The sequence below is a fragment of the Glacieibacterium frigidum genome (genome assembly GCF_007097155.1).
GTDB classification, from domain to species: domain Bacteria; phylum Pseudomonadota; class Alphaproteobacteria; order Sphingomonadales; family Sphingomonadaceae; genus Glacieibacterium; species Glacieibacterium frigidum.
In genome coordinates this window covers 387544-404082 of sequence record NZ_VJWA01000002.1, presented here as the reverse complement: position 1 = coordinate 404082, position 16539 = coordinate 387544, and the positions used below count along the sequence as shown (strand labels likewise).

General features: G+C 70.3%; 14 protein-coding genes. 3 read left to right on the top strand and 11 right to left on the bottom strand.

Features of this window, described 5'->3' with window-relative positions; translation table 11 throughout:
* Window positions 1–4: 4 nt before the first annotated feature.
* A complete protein-coding gene (locus FMM06_RS11480; protein WP_144237532.1) occupies window positions 5–2269 on the bottom strand; it encodes a xanthine dehydrogenase family protein molybdopterin-binding subunit in 2265 nt (754 codons plus the stop codon).
* Window positions 2266–3054, bottom strand: a complete 789-nt coding sequence (locus FMM06_RS11475; RefSeq protein WP_144237531.1) for a Rossmann-fold NAD(P)-binding domain-containing protein — start codon at window positions 3052–3054, stop codon at window positions 2266–2268. The genes FMM06_RS11480 and FMM06_RS11475 overlap by 4 nt, the downstream gene beginning before the upstream one ends.
* 94 nt (window positions 3055–3148) lie before the next feature.
* Between FMM06_RS11475 and hslV the strand changes: the two genes are divergently transcribed.
* Both hslV and hslU read left to right on the top strand, forming a co-directional pair.
* Window positions 3149–3697: an ATP-dependent protease subunit HslV gene (hslV, locus tag FMM06_RS11470; RefSeq protein ID WP_144237530.1), complete on the top strand. Its 549-nt coding sequence runs from the start codon at window positions 3149–3151 to the stop codon at window positions 3695–3697.
* The gene (gene hslU, locus FMM06_RS11465) at window positions 3694–5040 is read left to right on the top strand and encodes an ATP-dependent protease ATPase subunit HslU (RefSeq protein ID WP_144237529.1); all 1347 of its coding nucleotides are present in this window, start codon (window positions 3694–3696) and stop codon (window positions 5038–5040) included. The genes hslV and hslU overlap by 4 nt, the downstream gene beginning before the upstream one ends.
* 57 nt (window positions 5041–5097) lie before the next feature.
* Here the strand turns inward: hslU and FMM06_RS11460 are convergent, their stop codons facing one another.
* The 3 genes from FMM06_RS11460 to gltX form a co-directional block, all read right to left on the bottom strand.
* Window positions 5098–5865 (bottom strand): PEPxxWA-CTERM sorting domain-containing protein, encoded by a 768-nt coding sequence (locus tag FMM06_RS11460; RefSeq protein ID WP_144237528.1) that lies wholly within the window; start codon window positions 5863–5865, stop codon window positions 5098–5100.
* 130 nt (window positions 5866–5995) lie between these two features.
* Window positions 5996–7279 (bottom strand): citrate synthase, encoded by a 1284-nt coding sequence (locus FMM06_RS11455; protein ID WP_144237527.1) that lies wholly within the window; start codon window positions 7277–7279, stop codon window positions 5996–5998.
* Window positions 7276–8703: a glutamate--tRNA ligase gene (gltX, locus tag FMM06_RS11450; RefSeq protein WP_144237526.1), complete on the bottom strand. Its 1428-nt coding sequence runs from the start codon at window positions 8701–8703 to the stop codon at window positions 7276–7278. The genes FMM06_RS11455 and gltX overlap by 4 nt, the downstream gene beginning before the upstream one ends.
* Window positions 8704–8751: 48 nt before the next feature.
* On the opposite strand from gltX, the gene FMM06_RS11445 reads away from it, so the two are divergent.
* Window positions 8752–10926, top strand: coding sequence for a ComEC/Rec2 family competence protein (locus FMM06_RS11445; RefSeq protein WP_185965163.1), 2175 nt, complete (start codon window positions 8752–8754; stop codon window positions 10924–10926).
* Between the two features lie 133 nt (window positions 10927–11059).
* Here the strand turns inward: FMM06_RS11445 and lexA are convergent, their stop codons facing one another.
* The 6 genes from lexA to FMM06_RS11415 form a co-directional block, all read right to left on the bottom strand.
* Complete coding sequence (gene lexA / locus FMM06_RS11440) at window positions 11060–11716, bottom strand: transcriptional repressor LexA (protein WP_144237524.1); 657 nt, start codon at window positions 11714–11716, stop codon at window positions 11060–11062.
* Between the two features lie 30 nt (window positions 11717–11746).
* On the bottom strand, window positions 11747–12949 hold the full coding sequence (locus tag FMM06_RS11435; RefSeq protein ID WP_144237523.1) for a molybdopterin molybdotransferase MoeA: 1203 nt from the start codon (window positions 12947–12949) through the stop codon (window positions 11747–11749).
* Complete coding sequence (gene moaC, locus FMM06_RS11430; RefSeq protein WP_144237522.1) at window positions 12946–13413, bottom strand: cyclic pyranopterin monophosphate synthase MoaC; 468 nt, start codon at window positions 13411–13413, stop codon at window positions 12946–12948. Before moaC ends, FMM06_RS11435 begins: the two co-directional genes overlap by 4 nt.
* Window positions 13410–14192 carry an indole-3-glycerol phosphate synthase TrpC gene (trpC, locus tag FMM06_RS11425; protein WP_144237521.1) on the bottom strand — a complete coding sequence of 261 codons (783 nt, stop codon included), beginning with the start codon at window positions 14190–14192 and terminating at the stop codon, window positions 13410–13412. Before trpC ends, moaC begins: the two co-directional genes overlap by 4 nt.
* A 38-nt stretch (window positions 14193–14230) precedes the next feature.
* Window positions 14231–16126 carry a serine hydrolase domain-containing protein gene (locus FMM06_RS11420; protein WP_207790280.1) on the bottom strand — a complete coding sequence of 632 codons (1896 nt, stop codon included), beginning with the start codon at window positions 16124–16126 and terminating at the stop codon, window positions 14231–14233.
* Between the two features lie 144 nt (window positions 16127–16270).
* Window positions 16271–16498: a hypothetical protein gene (locus FMM06_RS11415; RefSeq protein WP_144237519.1), complete on the bottom strand. Its 228-nt coding sequence runs from the start codon at window positions 16496–16498 to the stop codon at window positions 16271–16273.
* Between the last annotated feature and the right edge of the window lie 41 nt (window positions 16499–16539).

Sequence of the window (16539 nt, the reverse complement as noted above, 5' to 3'; positions counted from 1 at the left end):
GCAGCTACTCCGCAGCCTGCCGCAGCTCGAGCGAGCGGCACACGCGCCACAATTTTTCCGGCGTCGCGGGCATTTCGAGCTGCGTGCCGTCGAGCGCGTCGATGATCGCGTTCATCACCGACGGCATCGCGCCGATCGTGCCGGCCTCGCCGCAGCCCTTGACGCCGAGCGGGTTGGTCGGGCTCGGCGTGCCGAGCGTGTCGAAGCCGATCGCGTCGGGCATGTCGTCGGCGCGCGGGATGCCATAGTCCATGAAGCTGCCGGTCAGCAGCTGGGCGTCGTCGTCGTACGCGACGTTCTCCAGCACGACCTGGCCCAGGCCCTGCGCGATGCCGCCGTGGATCTGGCCCTCGACGAGCATCGGGTTCACCAGCGTGCCGAAGTCGTCGACCAGGCTGTAGCGCGCGACATTGATCTTGCCGGTGGCGGGGTCGACCTCGACCTCGGCGATGTGGCAGCCGTTGGGGAAGGCGGGCGCGGGCTTCGCGGGCTTGAAGCTCGACCGGCCGTCGAGGCCGCCCGGGTGGGCGGTCGCGAGCTCGCCGAGGCTCAGCGTGCGGTTGGTGCCGCGCGCGCTGAACACGCCTTCGCTGTAGTCCACCTCGGCCCCCAGGTCGGCGGCGGCGAGCGCACGGCCGCGCTCGACCATATCGTCGGCGGCGACCTGGCACGCCGCACCGCCCCACGCCATGCTGCGCGAGCCGCCGGTGCCGTTACCCTGGTTCAGCCGGTCGGTGTCGCCCTGGACGATCCGGATCTGGTCGGCATCGATGCCGAGCCGCTCGCTGACCACCTGCGCGTACGCCGTCTCGTGCCCCTGGCCGTTCGACTGGGTGCCGACCGCGACCTCGACGATGCCGTCGCTGGCGACGCGGACGTCGGCCCATTCCTCGGTCGACCCGCCGCCGGCGATCTCGACATAATATGCCATGCCGCGCCCGTAGCGCAGGCCCTTGCGGGCGGCGGCGTCCTTGCGCGCGGCGAACCCGTCCCAGTCGGCCTGCACCTGCGCCTTCGCCAGCACGGCAGGGAAGTTGCCGATGTCGAAGGTCAGCCCGATGCCGTTGTCGTGGGGCAGTTCTTCGGGCGTCAGCAGGTTGCGGCGGCGGATCTCGTCGACGCCCAGGCCCAGTTCGCGCGCCGCGGCCTCGATCAGCCGCTCCATGACGTACGCGCTCTCGGGGCGGCCCGCGCCGCGATAGGCGTCGACGGGGGTGCAGTTGGTGACGACGCCGTGGACCCGGTTGTGGATCGCGGGAATGCGGTAGACGCCGCCCATGATGCGCCCGCCCGCGAAGGTCTGGATCGCGGGGCCGAACTGCGCCTGGTACGCGCCGAGGTCGCTCCAAGTCTCGACCTGCAGCGCGGTGATCTTGCCATCGGCGTCGAAGCCGAGTGCCGCGTCGCTGACCATCGCGCGGCCGTGGGTGTCCGACTGGAAGGCGTCGCCGCGGTCGCCGGTCCACTTGACCGGACGGCCGAGGTCCTTCGCGGCGTGCAGGACGAGGATATACTCGGGGTACAGGAACGCCTTCATGCCGAAGCCGCCGCCGACGTCGCCCTGGACGATGCGCATCTGCTCGGGCTCGACGCCCATGATCTTGGCGACCTGCTGCTGCGCCGAGGCGACGCCCTGGCCGCCGAAGACGAGCGTGTACTTGCCGTCGTCGAACGATCCGACCGCCGCGCGCACCTCCATCGAGGTCGGGGCGACGCGGTTCTGGACGATGCGCAGGCGCGTGACGTGGGCGGCGGCGTCGATGCCCGCCTTGGCGGTGTCGGCGTTGCCGGCGTTCCACTCGAACAGGCTGTTCGAGGCGGCGGCCTCCCAGATCTTAGGCGCGTCGTGGGCGAGCGCCGCCTCGATCGACCCGACGGCGGGGAGTTCGGCATAGTCGACCTCGATCGCCTCGGCGCCCAGGCGCGCCGCCTCGCGGGTCTCGGCGACGACGAAGGCGATGCCGTCGCCGACGAAGCGCGCGACGTCGCCGGTCAGCATGTAGCGCGGCGTCGTCACCGGCCCCGACAGCGGCACCAGGCACGGCACGACGCCGAGGTGCGCGACGTCGGCGTGGGTGTAGACCGCGACGACCCCGGGCACGGCTTTCGCGGCGGCGGTGTCGATGCTCACGATCCGGGCGTGGCCGTAGGGCGAGCGAAGCGTGGTGGCGTACAGCGTCGCCGCGGTGTCGTCGGTGAACCGCCCGCCGCCGGTCAGCAGGCGGTGATCCTCGACGCGCTTGACCGACTGGCCGACCCCGAACTTCATGTGCTTTGCTCCGCCAGACAGGCCCGGAGGCCGCTTCGATAATCAGGATAGCGCAGCCGCACCCCGAGGTCGCGCGACATCTTGGTCGCAGCGACGCGCCGGTTGGCGGCATAGAAGCCCTGCGCCATCGGGCTGAGCGCGGTGACAGGCACCAGCGGCGGATACGGCGCGCCGAGCAGGTCGCACGCTAACTCGGTCACCGCGTTGCCGCTGGCGGGCAGGTCGTCGGCGAGGTTGTAGATGCCGGGCGCGCCGCGCTCGAAGCTGGCGACGACGCCCGCGACGATGTCGTCGACGTGGATCCGGCTGAACACCTGGGTGTCGGGCACGTCCACCCGGTGCGCCGACCCAGCGCGCACGCGGTCGAGGGTCGAGCGCCCGGGACCGTAGATGCCGGGCAGGCGGAACACCCGCACGTCGGGGCGCAGCGCCTGCCACCCGAGGTCCGCCGCCACCCGCGCATCGCGCCGGCCGTCGAGTGCCGCGCTCTCGTCGAGCCACGCGCCGCCGCTGTCGCCGTAGACGCCGGTCGACGACAGATAGCCGATCCAGGTCGCGGGCGCGGTGCGCAGCCGCTCGCCGTGCAGCGCGAGCACCGGGTCGTCGTCCTTCGGTGGCACGCTCGACAGGATATGCGTCGCATCGCCGATTGCCTCGACCACGTGGGGATCGTCGAGGGGCAGGGTTGCCCGGCTGGTCCCCGTGATGCGCCACCCCTGCGCGCGCAGGCCGTCCGCGAGGCGCGACGCGGTGTAACCGATACCGAAAATCAGCAAGTGGGGCATGCGCGCATAGCTGCCATGCGGGCGGCGCGGTGGCGACCCTTATCGACGCCGCACAAGCTTCCTACATCGGTCCCCTGACGAAAGGACCACAGAATTGACCGACCCGACCAACTGGCACGGCACGACGATCGTGTCGGTGCGCAAAGGGGCTCAGGTCGTCATCGCCGGTGACGGGCAGGTGACGATGGGCCAGACGGTGATGAAGGCGAATGCGAAGAAGGTGCGGCGGCTGGGCGAGGGCGGACACGTCATCGGCGGTTTTGCCGGCGCCACCGCCGATGCCTTCACATTGTTCGAACGCCTCGAGGCGAAGCTCGAACGCTATCCCGGCCAGCTGACGCGCGCTGCGGTCGAACTCGCCAAGGACTGGCGCACCGACCGCTACCTGCGGCGGCTCGAGGCGATGATGATCGTCGCCGACAAGGACGTGACGCTGGTGCTGACCGGCACCGGCGACGTGCTCGAGCCCGAGAACGGCATCGCGGCGATCGGCTCGGGCGGCAATTACGCCCTCGCCGCCGCACGCGCGCTTGAAGACAGCGATCACGATGCCGAGGCGATCGCGCGCCGCGCCATGAAGATCGCCGCGCAGGTGTGCGTCTACACCAACGACCAGGTCACGCTTGAGAGTATTTCCGCATGAGTGTTTTGCCCTTTCCCGCCGCCGCCGACGAGGCACAGCAGCCGTTCGATGCGCTGACCCCCACTCAGGTCGTCGCGGCGCTCGACCGCTATATCGTCGGGCAGACCGATGCGAAGCGCGCCGTCGCCGTGGCGCTCAGGAACCGCTGGCGGCGCCAGCGTCTCGGCGACGACCTGCGTGACGAGGTGTCCCCGAAGAACATCCTGATGATCGGGCCGACTGGGTGCGGCAAGACCGAGATCAGCCGCCGGCTGGCCAAGCTCGCCGATGCGCCGTTCCTGAAGATCGAGGCGACCAAGTTCACCGAGGTCGGTTACGTCGGCCGCGACGTCGACTCGATCGTCCGCGATCTGGTCGAGGAATCGATCCGCCTGACACGCGAGAGCCGCCGCGCCGGTGTGCGTGAGGCCGCCGAGGCCGCCGCCGAGGCGCGCCTCCTCGACGTGCTGGTCGGCAAGGACGCGAGCGAGGCGACGCGCCTTGCCTTCCGCGACCGCTTCCGTTCGGGGGCGCTTGCAGGCCGCGAGGTCGAGATCGAGGTCGCCGACACCGGCGGCCAGGCGTTCGAGATCCCCGGCATGCAGCCCGGCCAGGTCGGCATGATCAACCTGTCCGACATGCTGGGCAAGGCGATGGGCGGCCGCACCAAGCGGCGCAAGATGGGCGTCGATGCGGCATGGGCCGCGCTGATCGCCGAGGAGAGCGACAAGCGCCTCGATGACGACGACATCGCCCGCGACGCGCTGAAGAACGCCGAGGCGAACGGCATCGTCTTCCTCGACGAGATCGATAAGATCGCGGTGAGCGACGTGCGCGGCGGCTCGGTCAGCCGCGAGGGCGTGCAGCGCGACTTGCTGCCGCTGATCGAGGGCACGACGGTCGCGACCAAGTACGGCCCGGTGAAGACCGACCATATCCTCTTCATCGCGAGCGGCGCGTTCCACACCTCGAAGCCGTCGGACCTGTTGCCCGAGTTGCAGGGCCGCCTGCCGATCCGCGTCGAGCTGAAGGGCCTGACGCGCGAGGATTTCGAGGCGATCCTGACCGATACCGAGGCGTCGCTGATCCGCCAGTACACCGGGCTGCTCGGCACCGAAGGCGTGACGCTGACGCTAACCCCCGACGGCATCAGCGCGATCGCGCGCACGGCGTTCGAGGTCAATTCGGCGGTCGAGAACATCGGCGCGCGGCGGCTGCAGACGATCATGGAGAAGCTGCTGGAATCGGTCAGCTTCGACGCCAGCGAGCGCCGCGGCGAGACGGTGACGGTCGATGCGGCCTATGTCGAACGCGAACTCGGCAGCATCGCGCGCGACACCGACCTGTCGAAGTTCATCCTGTAGCGCGGACAAGCGAAGGCCGCCCGGATTGCTCCGGGCGGCCTATGCCGTGTCGAGGTGTTAGGCGGTAACGCTGATCCGGCGGCGGCGCGATGCCAGACCGACCATCGAGAAGCCGCCGATGAGCAGCGCCCAAGTGGCGGGCTCCGGAACGATCGACGCGTCGATCGACGTCACGCGGTAGCCGTCGGCGCTGTCCTTGCGCGCGGTCAGGTAGAACACGTCGCTCGGCGTCGAGAAGGGCGCGAAGGTGATGCGCCACTGCTGGTTGGTGCCCGAACCCGAGAGATAGGTGGCAGTGCCGCCGGTGAAGGCGTTGACGCCCGTGCCGGCGATATCGCCGCCGAACGCGATGACATTCAGCGCGCCACCGGCACCCAGGGTATAGATGCGGAACGTGTCGTCAGGATCGACCGACGACAGGGTGACCGAGTTGATGCGGATTGAGCCCAGGCTGGGGTTGAGCAGCGCGATGCGCAGGACCTCGTTGGTCGTGCCATCGGTGTCGACCTGCTCCGGGGCATTGCCGCCGGCGCCGGCCGGGAAGCCGCCGATCGACTGCTCCGAGTTGACCCCGACACCGCCTACGGTGAGGCTGGACGACTGGCTGACCGCTGCGGTCCCTGTGAACTGCGAGACGTTGGTCAGCGCGGTCGGCGCGACGGTGTAGCGGTTACCGGTCGCCTGCAGCGTGCGGCCGCCGGCCGTCGCGTTCAAAAACGCCGAGCTGGTGACGCCGCCCGACGCCTTCGCAAACACGAAGGTCAGCGCGGCCGACGGTGCGGCGGTGCCCAGAAGAGCGGCGGCGAGAAGCAGTTTGATCTTCATGATAGTCCCCTGAATGGTATCAGGTGACCCTATGCAATCATCGTGCCAAGTCGTTACGCCGCTCTAACCATCTGACTCATTACGGACGCGCATCGTTCCAGATCGGACCTTTGTAAAACTTACCGACAGTTCAGACCCGCTCGGCCAGCGGCACGAAAGCGCGCTGTGCCGGACCTGTGTAAAGCTGGCGCGGACGGCCGATCTTCTGCTCGGGATCGCCGATCATCTCGTTCCACTGGCTGATCCAGCCGACGGTGCGCGCGATGGCGAACAGCACGGTGAACATCGAGGTCGGGAAGCCGATCGCCGACATGACGACGCCCGAATAGAAATCGACGTTGGGGTACAGCTTCTTGTCGATGAAATACGGGTCGTTGAGCGCAATCTGCTCGAGCTCGCGCGCCACCTGGAAGATCGGATCGGTCAGGCCCAGGCTGGTCAGAACCTCGTCGGCGACCTTCTGCATGACCTTCGCGCGCGGGTCGTAGTTCTTGTAGACGCGATGGCCGAAGCCCATCAGGCGGAACGGGTCGTCCTTGTTCTTCGCCCGCGCGATGAACTCGGGGATGCGGTCGGGCGTGCCGATCTGGCGCAGCATGTTGAGCGCGGCTTCGTTGGCGCCGCCGTGCGCCGGACCCCATAGGCACGCGATGCCCGCCGAGATGCACGCGAAAGGGTTGGCGCCCGACGAACCGGCGAGGCGCACGGTCGAGGTCGAGGCGTTCTGCTCATGGTCGGCCTGGAGGATCAGCAGCTTCTCCATGGCATTCTCGATGACCGGATCGACGACATAGGGCTCCGCCGGCACGCCGAAGGTCATGCGCAGGAAATTGCCCGAGAAGCTCAGCGAGTTGTCGGGATAGATGAACGGCTGCCCGATCGAATATTTGTAGGCCATCGCGGCCAGGGTCGGCATCTTGGCGATCAGGCGGTGGCTGGCGATGACGCGCTGCTGCGGATCATGGATGTCGGTCGAATCGTGGTAGAAGGCCGCCATCGCGCCGACGATGCCGCACATGATCGCCATCGGGTGGGCGTCGCGCCGGAAACCGCGGTAGAATTGCGCCAGCTGCTCGTGGATCATCGTGTGGCGCGTGATCAGGTGGGTGAACTGCGCGTCTTCCTTGGGCGTCGGCAGCTCGCCGTTGAGCAGCAGGTACGCGACTTCCATGAAGCTCGAATGCTCGGCGAGCGCGTCGATCGGATAGCCGCGGTACAGCAGGACGCCTACGTCGCCGTCGATGTAGGTGATCGCCGACTCGCACGCCGCGGTGCTGGTGAAGCCGGGGTCGAAGGTGAAGGCGCCGGTCTGCGCATACAGCTTGCGGATGTCGATGACGTCGGGGCCGACGCTGCCCGACAGCACGGGATATTCGAAGGTCTTGCCGTTCGCCTCGAGTTTGACGCTCGTCATGCGGTAACCCCTGTGCTGCGGCACGCATCGGTGATGCGCCCGAGTGTTTCGTCTCGCCCCAATACTGCCATCACTTCGAACAGACCCGGCGAGACGTTACTGCCGGTGACCGCGGCGCGCAGTGGCTGAGCGACCTTCCCCAAGCCGATCTCGCGCGCCTCGGCCAAAGCCTTGACCGCCGCCTCGAGCGCGACCGCAGACCAGTCCGTCACGTCGGCGAGCACGTCGTGCGCCGCGAGCAGGATACCGTCCGGGGCCGTGTCTAGCAGCTTCGCCGCGCGCTCGTCCATCGCCAGCGGGCGGGCGCGGAACAGGAAGAGCGAGGCGTTCGCGAGGTCGTTCAGGTCGCGCGCGCGCGCCTTCAGGTCGGGCATCAGCGCGGTCAGCCGTGCGGTGTCGGGAAGCGCAGTCCCAAGCAGCGCCTCGATCCGCGGCGTCACCAGCGCGAGCAGCCGCGCATCGTCGGCGGCGCGCATGTAATGGGCGTTGACGCTCTCCAGCTTCTTGAAGTCGAAGCGCGCCGGGCCGCGGCCGATCCCGGCGAGATCGAAGACCTCCACCGCACGCGCGCGGTCCATGAACTCCTCGTCGCCGTGGCCCCAACCGAGCTTGAGCAGGTAGTTCTCGACCGCCTCGGGCAGCATCCCCATGTCGTCGCGATAAGCGTCGACGCCGAGTGCGCCGTGGCGCTTCGACAGCTTGGCACCGTCGGGGCCATGGATCAGCGGGACATGCGCATAGACCGGCTCGCGGAACCCCGCGGCGCGGATCAGCGCGAGCTGACGAAAGGCGTTGTTCAGGTGGTCGTCGCCGCGGATGACGTGGGTGACGCCCATGTCCTCGTCATCGACGACGACCGCGAGCATGTAGGTCGGCGTGCCGTCGGAGCGCAGCAGCACCATGTCGTCGAGCTCGGCGTTCGCCACAGTGACGCTGCCCTGGACACGGTCGTCGATGGTGACGCTGCCTTCCTGCGGCGCGCGCAGGCGGACGACGTAGGGCAGGTCGGGGGTGTCGGTGCGGTCGCGCCAGCGCCCGTCGTAGCGCATCGGCTGCTTGGCGGCACGCTGCGCCTCGCGCATCGCGGTCAGCTCCTCGGCGGTGGCGTAGCAGCGATAGGCGTGGCCACGCTCGAGCAGCTGGTGCGCGACCTCGGCATGGCGCGCGGCGCGTTCGAACTGCATGACCGGCGGCTCGTCGGGCGTCAGGCCGAGCCAGTCCATGCCGTCGAGGATCGCGGCGATCGCGGCGTCGGTCGATCGCGCGCGGTCGGTATCCTCGATGCGCAGCAGGAAGCGGCCGCCGTTCGCCTTTGCATACAGATAGTTGAACAGCGCGGTGCGCGCGCCGCCGATGTGAAGAAAGCCCGTCGGCGACGGCGCGAAGCGCGTCACCACAGTCCCGCGCTCGCCGGTTTCCGCCATTGCACCTCAGATCGATGTGGTCGATGTTCCCCGTCGGGGGAGACGGGGGTGCGGGTTAGCACGGGGTTCGGCGCGCTTCAAACCCGCTGGGCGCAGGCAGCACCCGCAGCGGCGATAGAGGCATGGCTGGGGTCCGAGCGGCACCAGCTTCCGCTGCTTGCGCCCGTCGCGCTGGGCGCCGGCGTTGCGCTTTGGTTCGGCCTGCCGTGGCACGACCAGCGTGTCGCGGCCGCGGTCGTCGCGGGTGCGGCGGCGGTCGCGGGCCTGGCATTGCGCGGTCTGTCGGCGCGGCTGCTGCTGTGGGGCGGGGTGCTCGTGCTGCTCGGCCTGGCGCTTGCGGAGTGGCGCAGCGCGTCGGTCGCGGCGCCGGTGCTGACGGACCGCTTTACCGGCGAGATCGCAGGCGTCGTCGAAGAGACGCAGGTGACGCGCGGGGGCGAGCGCTTCCGCTTCCGACTGACGCTCGACGACCCGGCGCTGCCGCGCCATGTCCGTATCAGCGCCAAGGGCGAGCCGGTCCCCGGCGTCGTGCCGGGCGCGCGCGTGACGTTGAAGGCCGCGCTGATGCCGCCCGCGGGGCCCAGCGTGCCGGGGGGCTACGATTTCGCGCGGCGGGCGTGGTTCAGCGAGACGGGGGCGACGGGCTATCCGCTCGGGCCGGTGACGGTGACCGCGCGCGCGCCGCCGCCCGCGGGGCTGCTCGGCTGGCTGGCGGCGACGCGCGCGGCGATCAATGCACGGCTGTACGCGCTCGTGCCCGGTGCGGCGGGCGCGATCGGCGCGGCGTTCGTGACCGGCGAGCAGGGGCCGATCCCGGTGCCGGTGGCGCAGGACATGCGCGACGCGGGGCTGGCGCACCTGCTGTCGATCTCCGGCCTGCACATCGCGATCGTCGTCGGGGGGACCTTGTGGTTCGTGCGGCGGACCCTGACGCTGAGCCCGTGGATCGCGCTGCGCTGGCCGGTCAAGGGGATCGCGGCGGCGGTCGCGGCGCTGGCGGGGGTGGCGTACACATTGCTCGCGGGCGGCGAGGTGCCGACAGTCCGCTCGTGCATCGCGACTTTGATCGTGCTGGTCGGCATCGCCATCGGGCGCGAGGCGCTGACATTGCGCATGGTCGCGGCGGGCGCCTTCCTGATCCTGTGCGTACGGCCGGAGGCGCTGCTGGGGCCGTCGTTCCAGCTGTCGTTCGCCGCGGTCACAGGGATCGTCGCGCTGTACCAGTCGCGCTTCGGGCGCTGGCTGTCCGACCCTGCGCGGTCGCAGGGGTGGGGCGCGCGGCTGGCGCGGCACCTGCTGGCGCTCGTCGTGACGGGGCTGGTCGCCGAGGCGATGCTGGCGGCGACCGCGCTTTACCATTTCAACCGCGCCGGGCTGTTCGGGGTGGTCGCGAACCTCGTGGCAATCCCGCTGACCAGCTTCGTCGTCATGCCGTTGCTGCTGCTGACCCTGCTCGCCGACGCGGTGGGGGTCGCGGCACCGGCGGCGTGGTTGCTCGGCCAGTCACTCGACGTGCTGGTCGATGTGGCGCGCGTCGTCGCGGGGTGGCCCGGGGCAGTGATCCGCCTGCCGATGATGCCCGACCTCGCCTATGCCGGGATCGTCGCGGGCGGGCTGTGGCTGTGCATCTGGCAGGGGCGATTGCGCTTTGTGGGCACGCTGCCGCTCGCGGCGGGGCTGGTTGCGGCGGTGCTGGCGCGGCCGCCCGACCTGCTGGTCAGCGGCGACGGGCGGCATGCGGCGTACCTGGTGCCCGACGGGCGGCTGGCGCTGCTGCGGGACCGCGCCGGCGATTACATCCGCGACATGTGGGGCGACGCGACCGCGGCGACGACGGCGGATGTCGCGCTCGCCGACCTGCCGGGTGCGCGGTGCAGCATTGATGCGTGCGTCGCCGACCTGGCTGCCGAGGGGCGGCGCTGGCGCCTGCTCGCGACGATCTCGCGCGACCGGGTGCCGAGGGAACGCTTCGCGCCCGCGTGCGCGGCGGCGGACATCGTGGTCAGTGCGCGGCGGCTGCCGGCGTGGTGCGCGCCGCGCTGGCTCAAGCTCGACCGGGCGACGCTGAATACCACGGGAGCGGTGGCGATCTGGCTGGGGTCGGAGCCCGAGGTACGGACGGTGGCGGCGCGGATCGGGGACCACCCTTGGCTGCCGGTGCCGGCGCCGTATCGGGCGCGGGCGAGCGTGGCCGAGACGGCGCCGAGCTATGGGGATCGGTAGGGCACGCCACCCCCTCACCCCGTCATCCCCGCGAAGGCGGGGACCCAAGTTCGCAAATTCTCGCCCAGGGGGACGCGACATCGATCACGCTTGGTGACCTTGGGTCCCCGCCTTCGCGGGGATGACGACAAGCTCAGTTATACCGCCGCAGCAGCCCCGCGAGCTTGCCCTGCACCTTCACCCGCGACGGCAGATAGTGCTGCGGCCGGTGCGTCGCATTCGCCGGATCGAGGCGGATCATGCCCTTCTCGTGCTGGAGATACTTGAGCGTCGCCTCGCTGTTGTCGACCAGTGCAACGATGATGTCGCCGTCGCGCGCGGTGTCGCAGCGCTTCACCAGCGCATAGTCGCCGTCGAAGATGCCCGCGTCGATCATCGAATCCCCCGACACCTCGAGCGCGTAGTGATCGCCCGGCCCGAGCAGCGCGGCGGGGACGCTCAGGCTGCGGTCGCTCTCGAGTGCCTCCATCGGCAGGCCGGCGGCGATGCGGCCGTGCAGCGGCACCTCGATGACGTCGTTGGCGGGTTCGCGGCGGGCCTTGGCGAAGTCGCCCTGCACGACGTTGTTCTCGCGTACCTCGGGCATGCGAAGCACTTCGAGCGCGCGCGCTCGATTGGGCAGACGGCGAATGAAGGCGCGCTCCTCGAGCGCATTGATCAGGCGGTGGACGCCCGACTTGGACTTGAGCGCCAGCGCGTCCTTCATCTCCTCGAACGACGGCGACACGCCGTCGGCGGCAAGCCGCTTGTCGATGAAGGTCAACAGATCATGTTGCTTGCGCGTCAGCATCATCGTCCCCTTGGAACCAATAGGGAACGATTAGGCAACACCCGGAACAAAGTCAAGCGCGTGGCACGACACCGTTGCGCCGGCGTCCGCGGCGGGCGCGTGGGGTGCGCGGACGATCAGTACGTTGGCATCCGCAAGCACCCCGAGCATAGCGCTGTCCTGACGCGCAGCGGCGGTGACCACCGGCCCGGCGGTCGCCCAGCCCCGCATGTAATCCTGCCGCTGCCCGTTGGCGGGCAGCGGACTTCCCAGCGTGGCGGTGAACAGCGGCGGTAGCACATCGCGCTCGCCCGCCAGCGCGCGCAGCAGCGGCACGACGAACAGGTACGCGCAGACATACGCCGACACCGGGTTGCCCGGCAGGCCGACGATGCGCGTCGCCCCCAGCCGCCCGCTCAGCATCGGCTTGCCGGGGCGCAGCGCGACCTTCCAGAAGCCGATCTCGGCGCCGAGGTCGCGCAGCACCGGCACGACGAGGTCGTGGTCGCCGACCGACGCGCCGCCGATGGTCACCAGCACGTCGGCGTCGGCCCCCTGCACGGCGGCGGCGAGCGCCTCGCGCGTGTCGGGCACGATGCCGCCGTCGATCACCTCGGCGTAGGCCCCCAACAGCCCCGCGAGCATGACGCCGTTCGAGCTGACGATCTGGTCGGCGGCGGGGACCGTTCCCGGCGGCACGAGCTCGTCGCCGGTGGCGAGCAGGACGACGCGCGGGCGGCGATGCACCGCGACCGTGCCGTGCCCCGCCGAGGCGAGCAGCCCGGCGCGTGCCGGCGTGACGCGAGCGCCAGCCTGACCGACGACCGCGCCGGCCGCGAAGTCGAGGCCTGCCGGGCGGATATGAGCGCCCTCGCGCGGCGGCCCCTCGCCGGTCAGGCGCGCGGTGTCGCCGTCCCGCGCGACCTCCTCCTGCACGACCACCGTGTCCACGCCGTCGGGCAGCGGCGCACCGGTGAAGATCCGCGCCGCCTCGCCTGCGCCGACCGTGCCCGGAAACCCTCGCCCCGCCGCCGCCTCGCCGATCACGCGCCACGGCCCCGCGCGGTCGGCCCAGCGGATCGCATAGCCGTCCATCGCCGACGCCGCGAAGGGCGGCTGCGCCAGCCGCGCGACGACGTCCCCGGCCAGCACGCGGCCGATCGCCCCGGCCAGCGGCAGCGTCTCGGCGGGCAGCGCCGCGACCCCGTCGAGCAGCCGCGCCTGCGCGTCGGCAACGCTCAGCAGCCCGCTCACGCGGTCCAGTCTCCAGACCGTCCGCCCGACTTGGCGAGCAGGCGCACCCCCTCGATGACCATGCCGCGGTCGACCGCCTTCGCCATGTCGTAGATCGTCAGCAGCGCGACGGTCACCGCGGTCAGCGCTTCCATTTCGACGCCTGTGGTGTGCGTCGTGCGCGCCGTCGCGGTGACGTGCACACCGGTGTCCTCGATCGCCAGCGCGACCTCGACGCCTGACAGCGGCAGCGGGTGGCACAGCGGGATCAGGTCGGCGGTGCGCTTCGCCGCCATGATGCCCGCGAGCCGCGCGACCGCGAGCACGTCGCCCTTCGCCACCGCGCCGCCCTCGATCAGCGCGCGGGTCGCGGGCAGCATGACGATGCGCCCCTCGGCGGTCGCCTCGCGCGCGGTGACGGCCTTCGCCGACACGTCGACCATGCGTGCAGTACCCGCCTCGTCGAGGTGCGTCAGGCGGGTCATCGGCCGAGCAGTTCGCGCGTCGCGGCCTCGACATCGGGGGCGCGCATCAGCGTCTCGCCGACGAGGAAGCAGCGCACGCCATGCTCCGCCATCGCGGCGAGGTCGGCGTGACCGGTCAGCCCGCTCTCGGCGACGAAGGTGCACCCCGGCGGCGCCCGCCCGACGAGCTCGTAGGTGCGCGCGAAATCGACCGAAAAATCGCGCAAGTTCCGGTTGTTGACGCCGATCAGGCGCGACTTCAGCTGCAATGCCCGCTCGAGTTCGGCGGCGTCGTGAACCTCGACCAGCACGTCCATGCCGCGCTCGATCGCGGCCGCCTCGATCTCGGCCATCGCCCCGTCGTCGAGTGCCGCGACGATGATCAGGATCGCATCCGCGCCGATCGCGCGCGCTTCGGCGACCTGCCAGGGATCGAGCATGAAATCCTTGCGCAGCACCGGCAGCGTGCACGCGGCGCGCGCCGCGACGAGATAGTCCTCGTGTCCCTGGAAATACGGCGCGTCGGTCAGCACCGACAGGCACGCCGCACCGCCTGCCTGATAGGCGCGGGCATGGGCGGCGGGGTCGAAGTCGGCACGGATCACCCCCTTCGACGGCGACGCCTTCTTGACCTCGGCGATCAGCGCGAACCCCGGTGCGGCGTCGAGCGCGGCGCGGAAGCCCCGAGGCGCGGACTGTGCAGCGGCGGCACGGTCGAGGTCGGCGATCGACCGCAGGGCCTTGCGCCGGTCGACTTCGGCGCGCGTGTCGGCGCAGATGCGGGTCAGGAGATCGGTCATCGCCCCCGCGTGTAGCGATGGACCGCGCCGGTGGAAACCTAGCGGACTTCGGCGAACCGATACTCGTGCTGCCCGTCGCGGATGATCAGCGCGCGCCGGTCGCCGTCCTTCGCGACGACGACGGGGGCGTAGGCGATCGTCGGGTCGGTCATCACGAACGAGATCGAGCCGTCGTCGTTCTTCTTGGTCGCCGCTTTCGAGGTCACCGTGGTGAAGCTGAACAGCACGTCGGGCCCGCGCTTCTCGATTTTGAGCGGCCCGAGTTCGGGGCTGGTATAGGCACCCGCCAGCGCCGCGACCGCGGCCGGGTCGGGCGGCAGGGCGATCAGCTGGCGCTCCTTGGCGAACTCGGCCTTGATCCGTGCCGCGGCAGCCGCGACGTCGCCCGCCGCCTCGGGCTTGCCGTCGTAGATCAGCTCGAGCAGCCGCCGCATGAACGGCCGCAGCAGCGACTGGCCGTCCTCGGCATTGGTCAGGATGACCGCGCCGATGCCCGCCGACGGGACCAGCATGATGTCCGACTTGTAGCCGAACATGCTGCCGCCGTGGTGGACGACGTCGACGCCCAGGTCGCGGTCGGTCTGCATGCCCATGCCGTAGAAACGGTCCTCGCCGACCGGCACGAACGGAGCGCGCCGCTCGAGCAGGTTCTTCGCCGATACCCACTGCGTACCGTTGTCGAGACGGCCCTCGTTCAGTTCGAAGCGCACGTACTTGATCAGGTCGTTGGCGGTCGACCAGGCGCCGCCCGCCGGGCGGTACGGGATGACCGAGCGGTTGAGCTTCATCCCCGCGTTGCCGAAGGCGACGGTCGCGCCGTCGATGCTGTCGCCGTGCGGCCGCGCCCAGTCGCCGGCCATCGCCTTCGCATAGTCGAAGGTCGTCGCGGTCATGCCGAGCGGCTTGAAGATCTTCTCCTCCATCGCCCGGTCATAGGCCTTGCCCAGCTCCATGCCCGGATAGGCGAGGTGGCCGCCGAGATAGCCCGCCGCCGACGCCATGAGGTTGTTGTACTGGAAGACCTCGCCGAAACCGCTGGTCGGTGCGGTCGCGGCGAGCTGGGTGAAGGTGCCCGATGCGGGGCTCGCGGAATTGGTGTTGAACAGCCACTCCATGTCCTTGCGCGGCAGGCCGGTGCAGGCGCAAACCAAGTGGCGGACGAGCACCTTCGACGTCGTGTCGGCGCTGCCCAGCTTGAACGCGGGATACAGCTGCGTCACCGGCTGGTCCCAGGTCAGCCTGCCCTCATCGACGAGCTTGGCGAGGAGCAGCGTCGACATGCCCTTGGTGTTCGACGCGATCATGAATTCGCTGTCGGCGCTGACCTTGGCGGGGCGCCCGAGTTCGCGCACGCCGAGGCCGGTGGAATAGATCGTGCCTTTGCGGTCGGTCAGCGCGAAGGCCGCGCCGGGGATGCCGAGCTGCTGCATCGCCTCGCCGACGAACGCCTGCAGCTGCGCGATGCGCTCTGGTGTCATCGGCAGTGGGGTGCGGCCCGCGAAGGTCTCGCGCGCGTAGCCCGCGGGGCGCAGGCTCTGCAGGACCAGGCCGACGGCGGCACCGCGCTTTTCCAGCGTCGCCTCCGACCCGTCGAGGATCAGTACCGTCCAGCCGGTGCCGGCGCGGAAGGCGACCGCCTGGATGCCGCGCTTCTCGTTTGGCGAGACCTCGTAGTCGACGACCTGCCGCTCGTCCCAGCCGTTGCGTGCGGCGCGCAGGGTGACGAGCTTGGGCGGGCGCGCGAAGTCGGGCTTCCACAGCTTCCACGCCGCGGCGACGGCGGCCCTGGCATCGGCGGCGGACGCGACATCGACGATGGCGAGGCGGGTATCGCCCTCGGGCGCGGTCAGTTCGACGAATTTGGGGTCGTCGCGCCGGGTCCAGGCGTCAGGCGTGGTGAAGGTCGGGCGCGCAGGAGCAGCCGTCGCGGCCAAGGCTGGCGCGGCTGGCAGCGCAGATGCCCCGGCAAGCAAAATGGCCGCTACCGCAAAGCTGATGCGCATCCCGAAGTCCCCGGCTAGTCAGACGCCCGCACACTAGCCCCGAAACGAAATCGGGCAACGCCTAAGATGCCTCGGTCAGGCGTCCTCGAGGATGCGGACGCGAGTCGCGGCAGGGCGCGCGACGGGGCGGGGCAGCAGGCAGTCGGGGAGCGGGCGGGGCAGGGGTGCGATCACCGGTGGCGGCGGCGGTTCCTCGCCGCCGCGCGCCGAGGGGCCGAGGCCGCGCAGCTGAAGCACCGCGAGGACGAGCGGCACGCCGAAGGTCACCGCGCTGCTGAGGAGTACGTAGGTCTCACCCGTCATGGCCTGAGCTTCTGCCCCTCCGCCCCGCGGGTCAAGTGCCG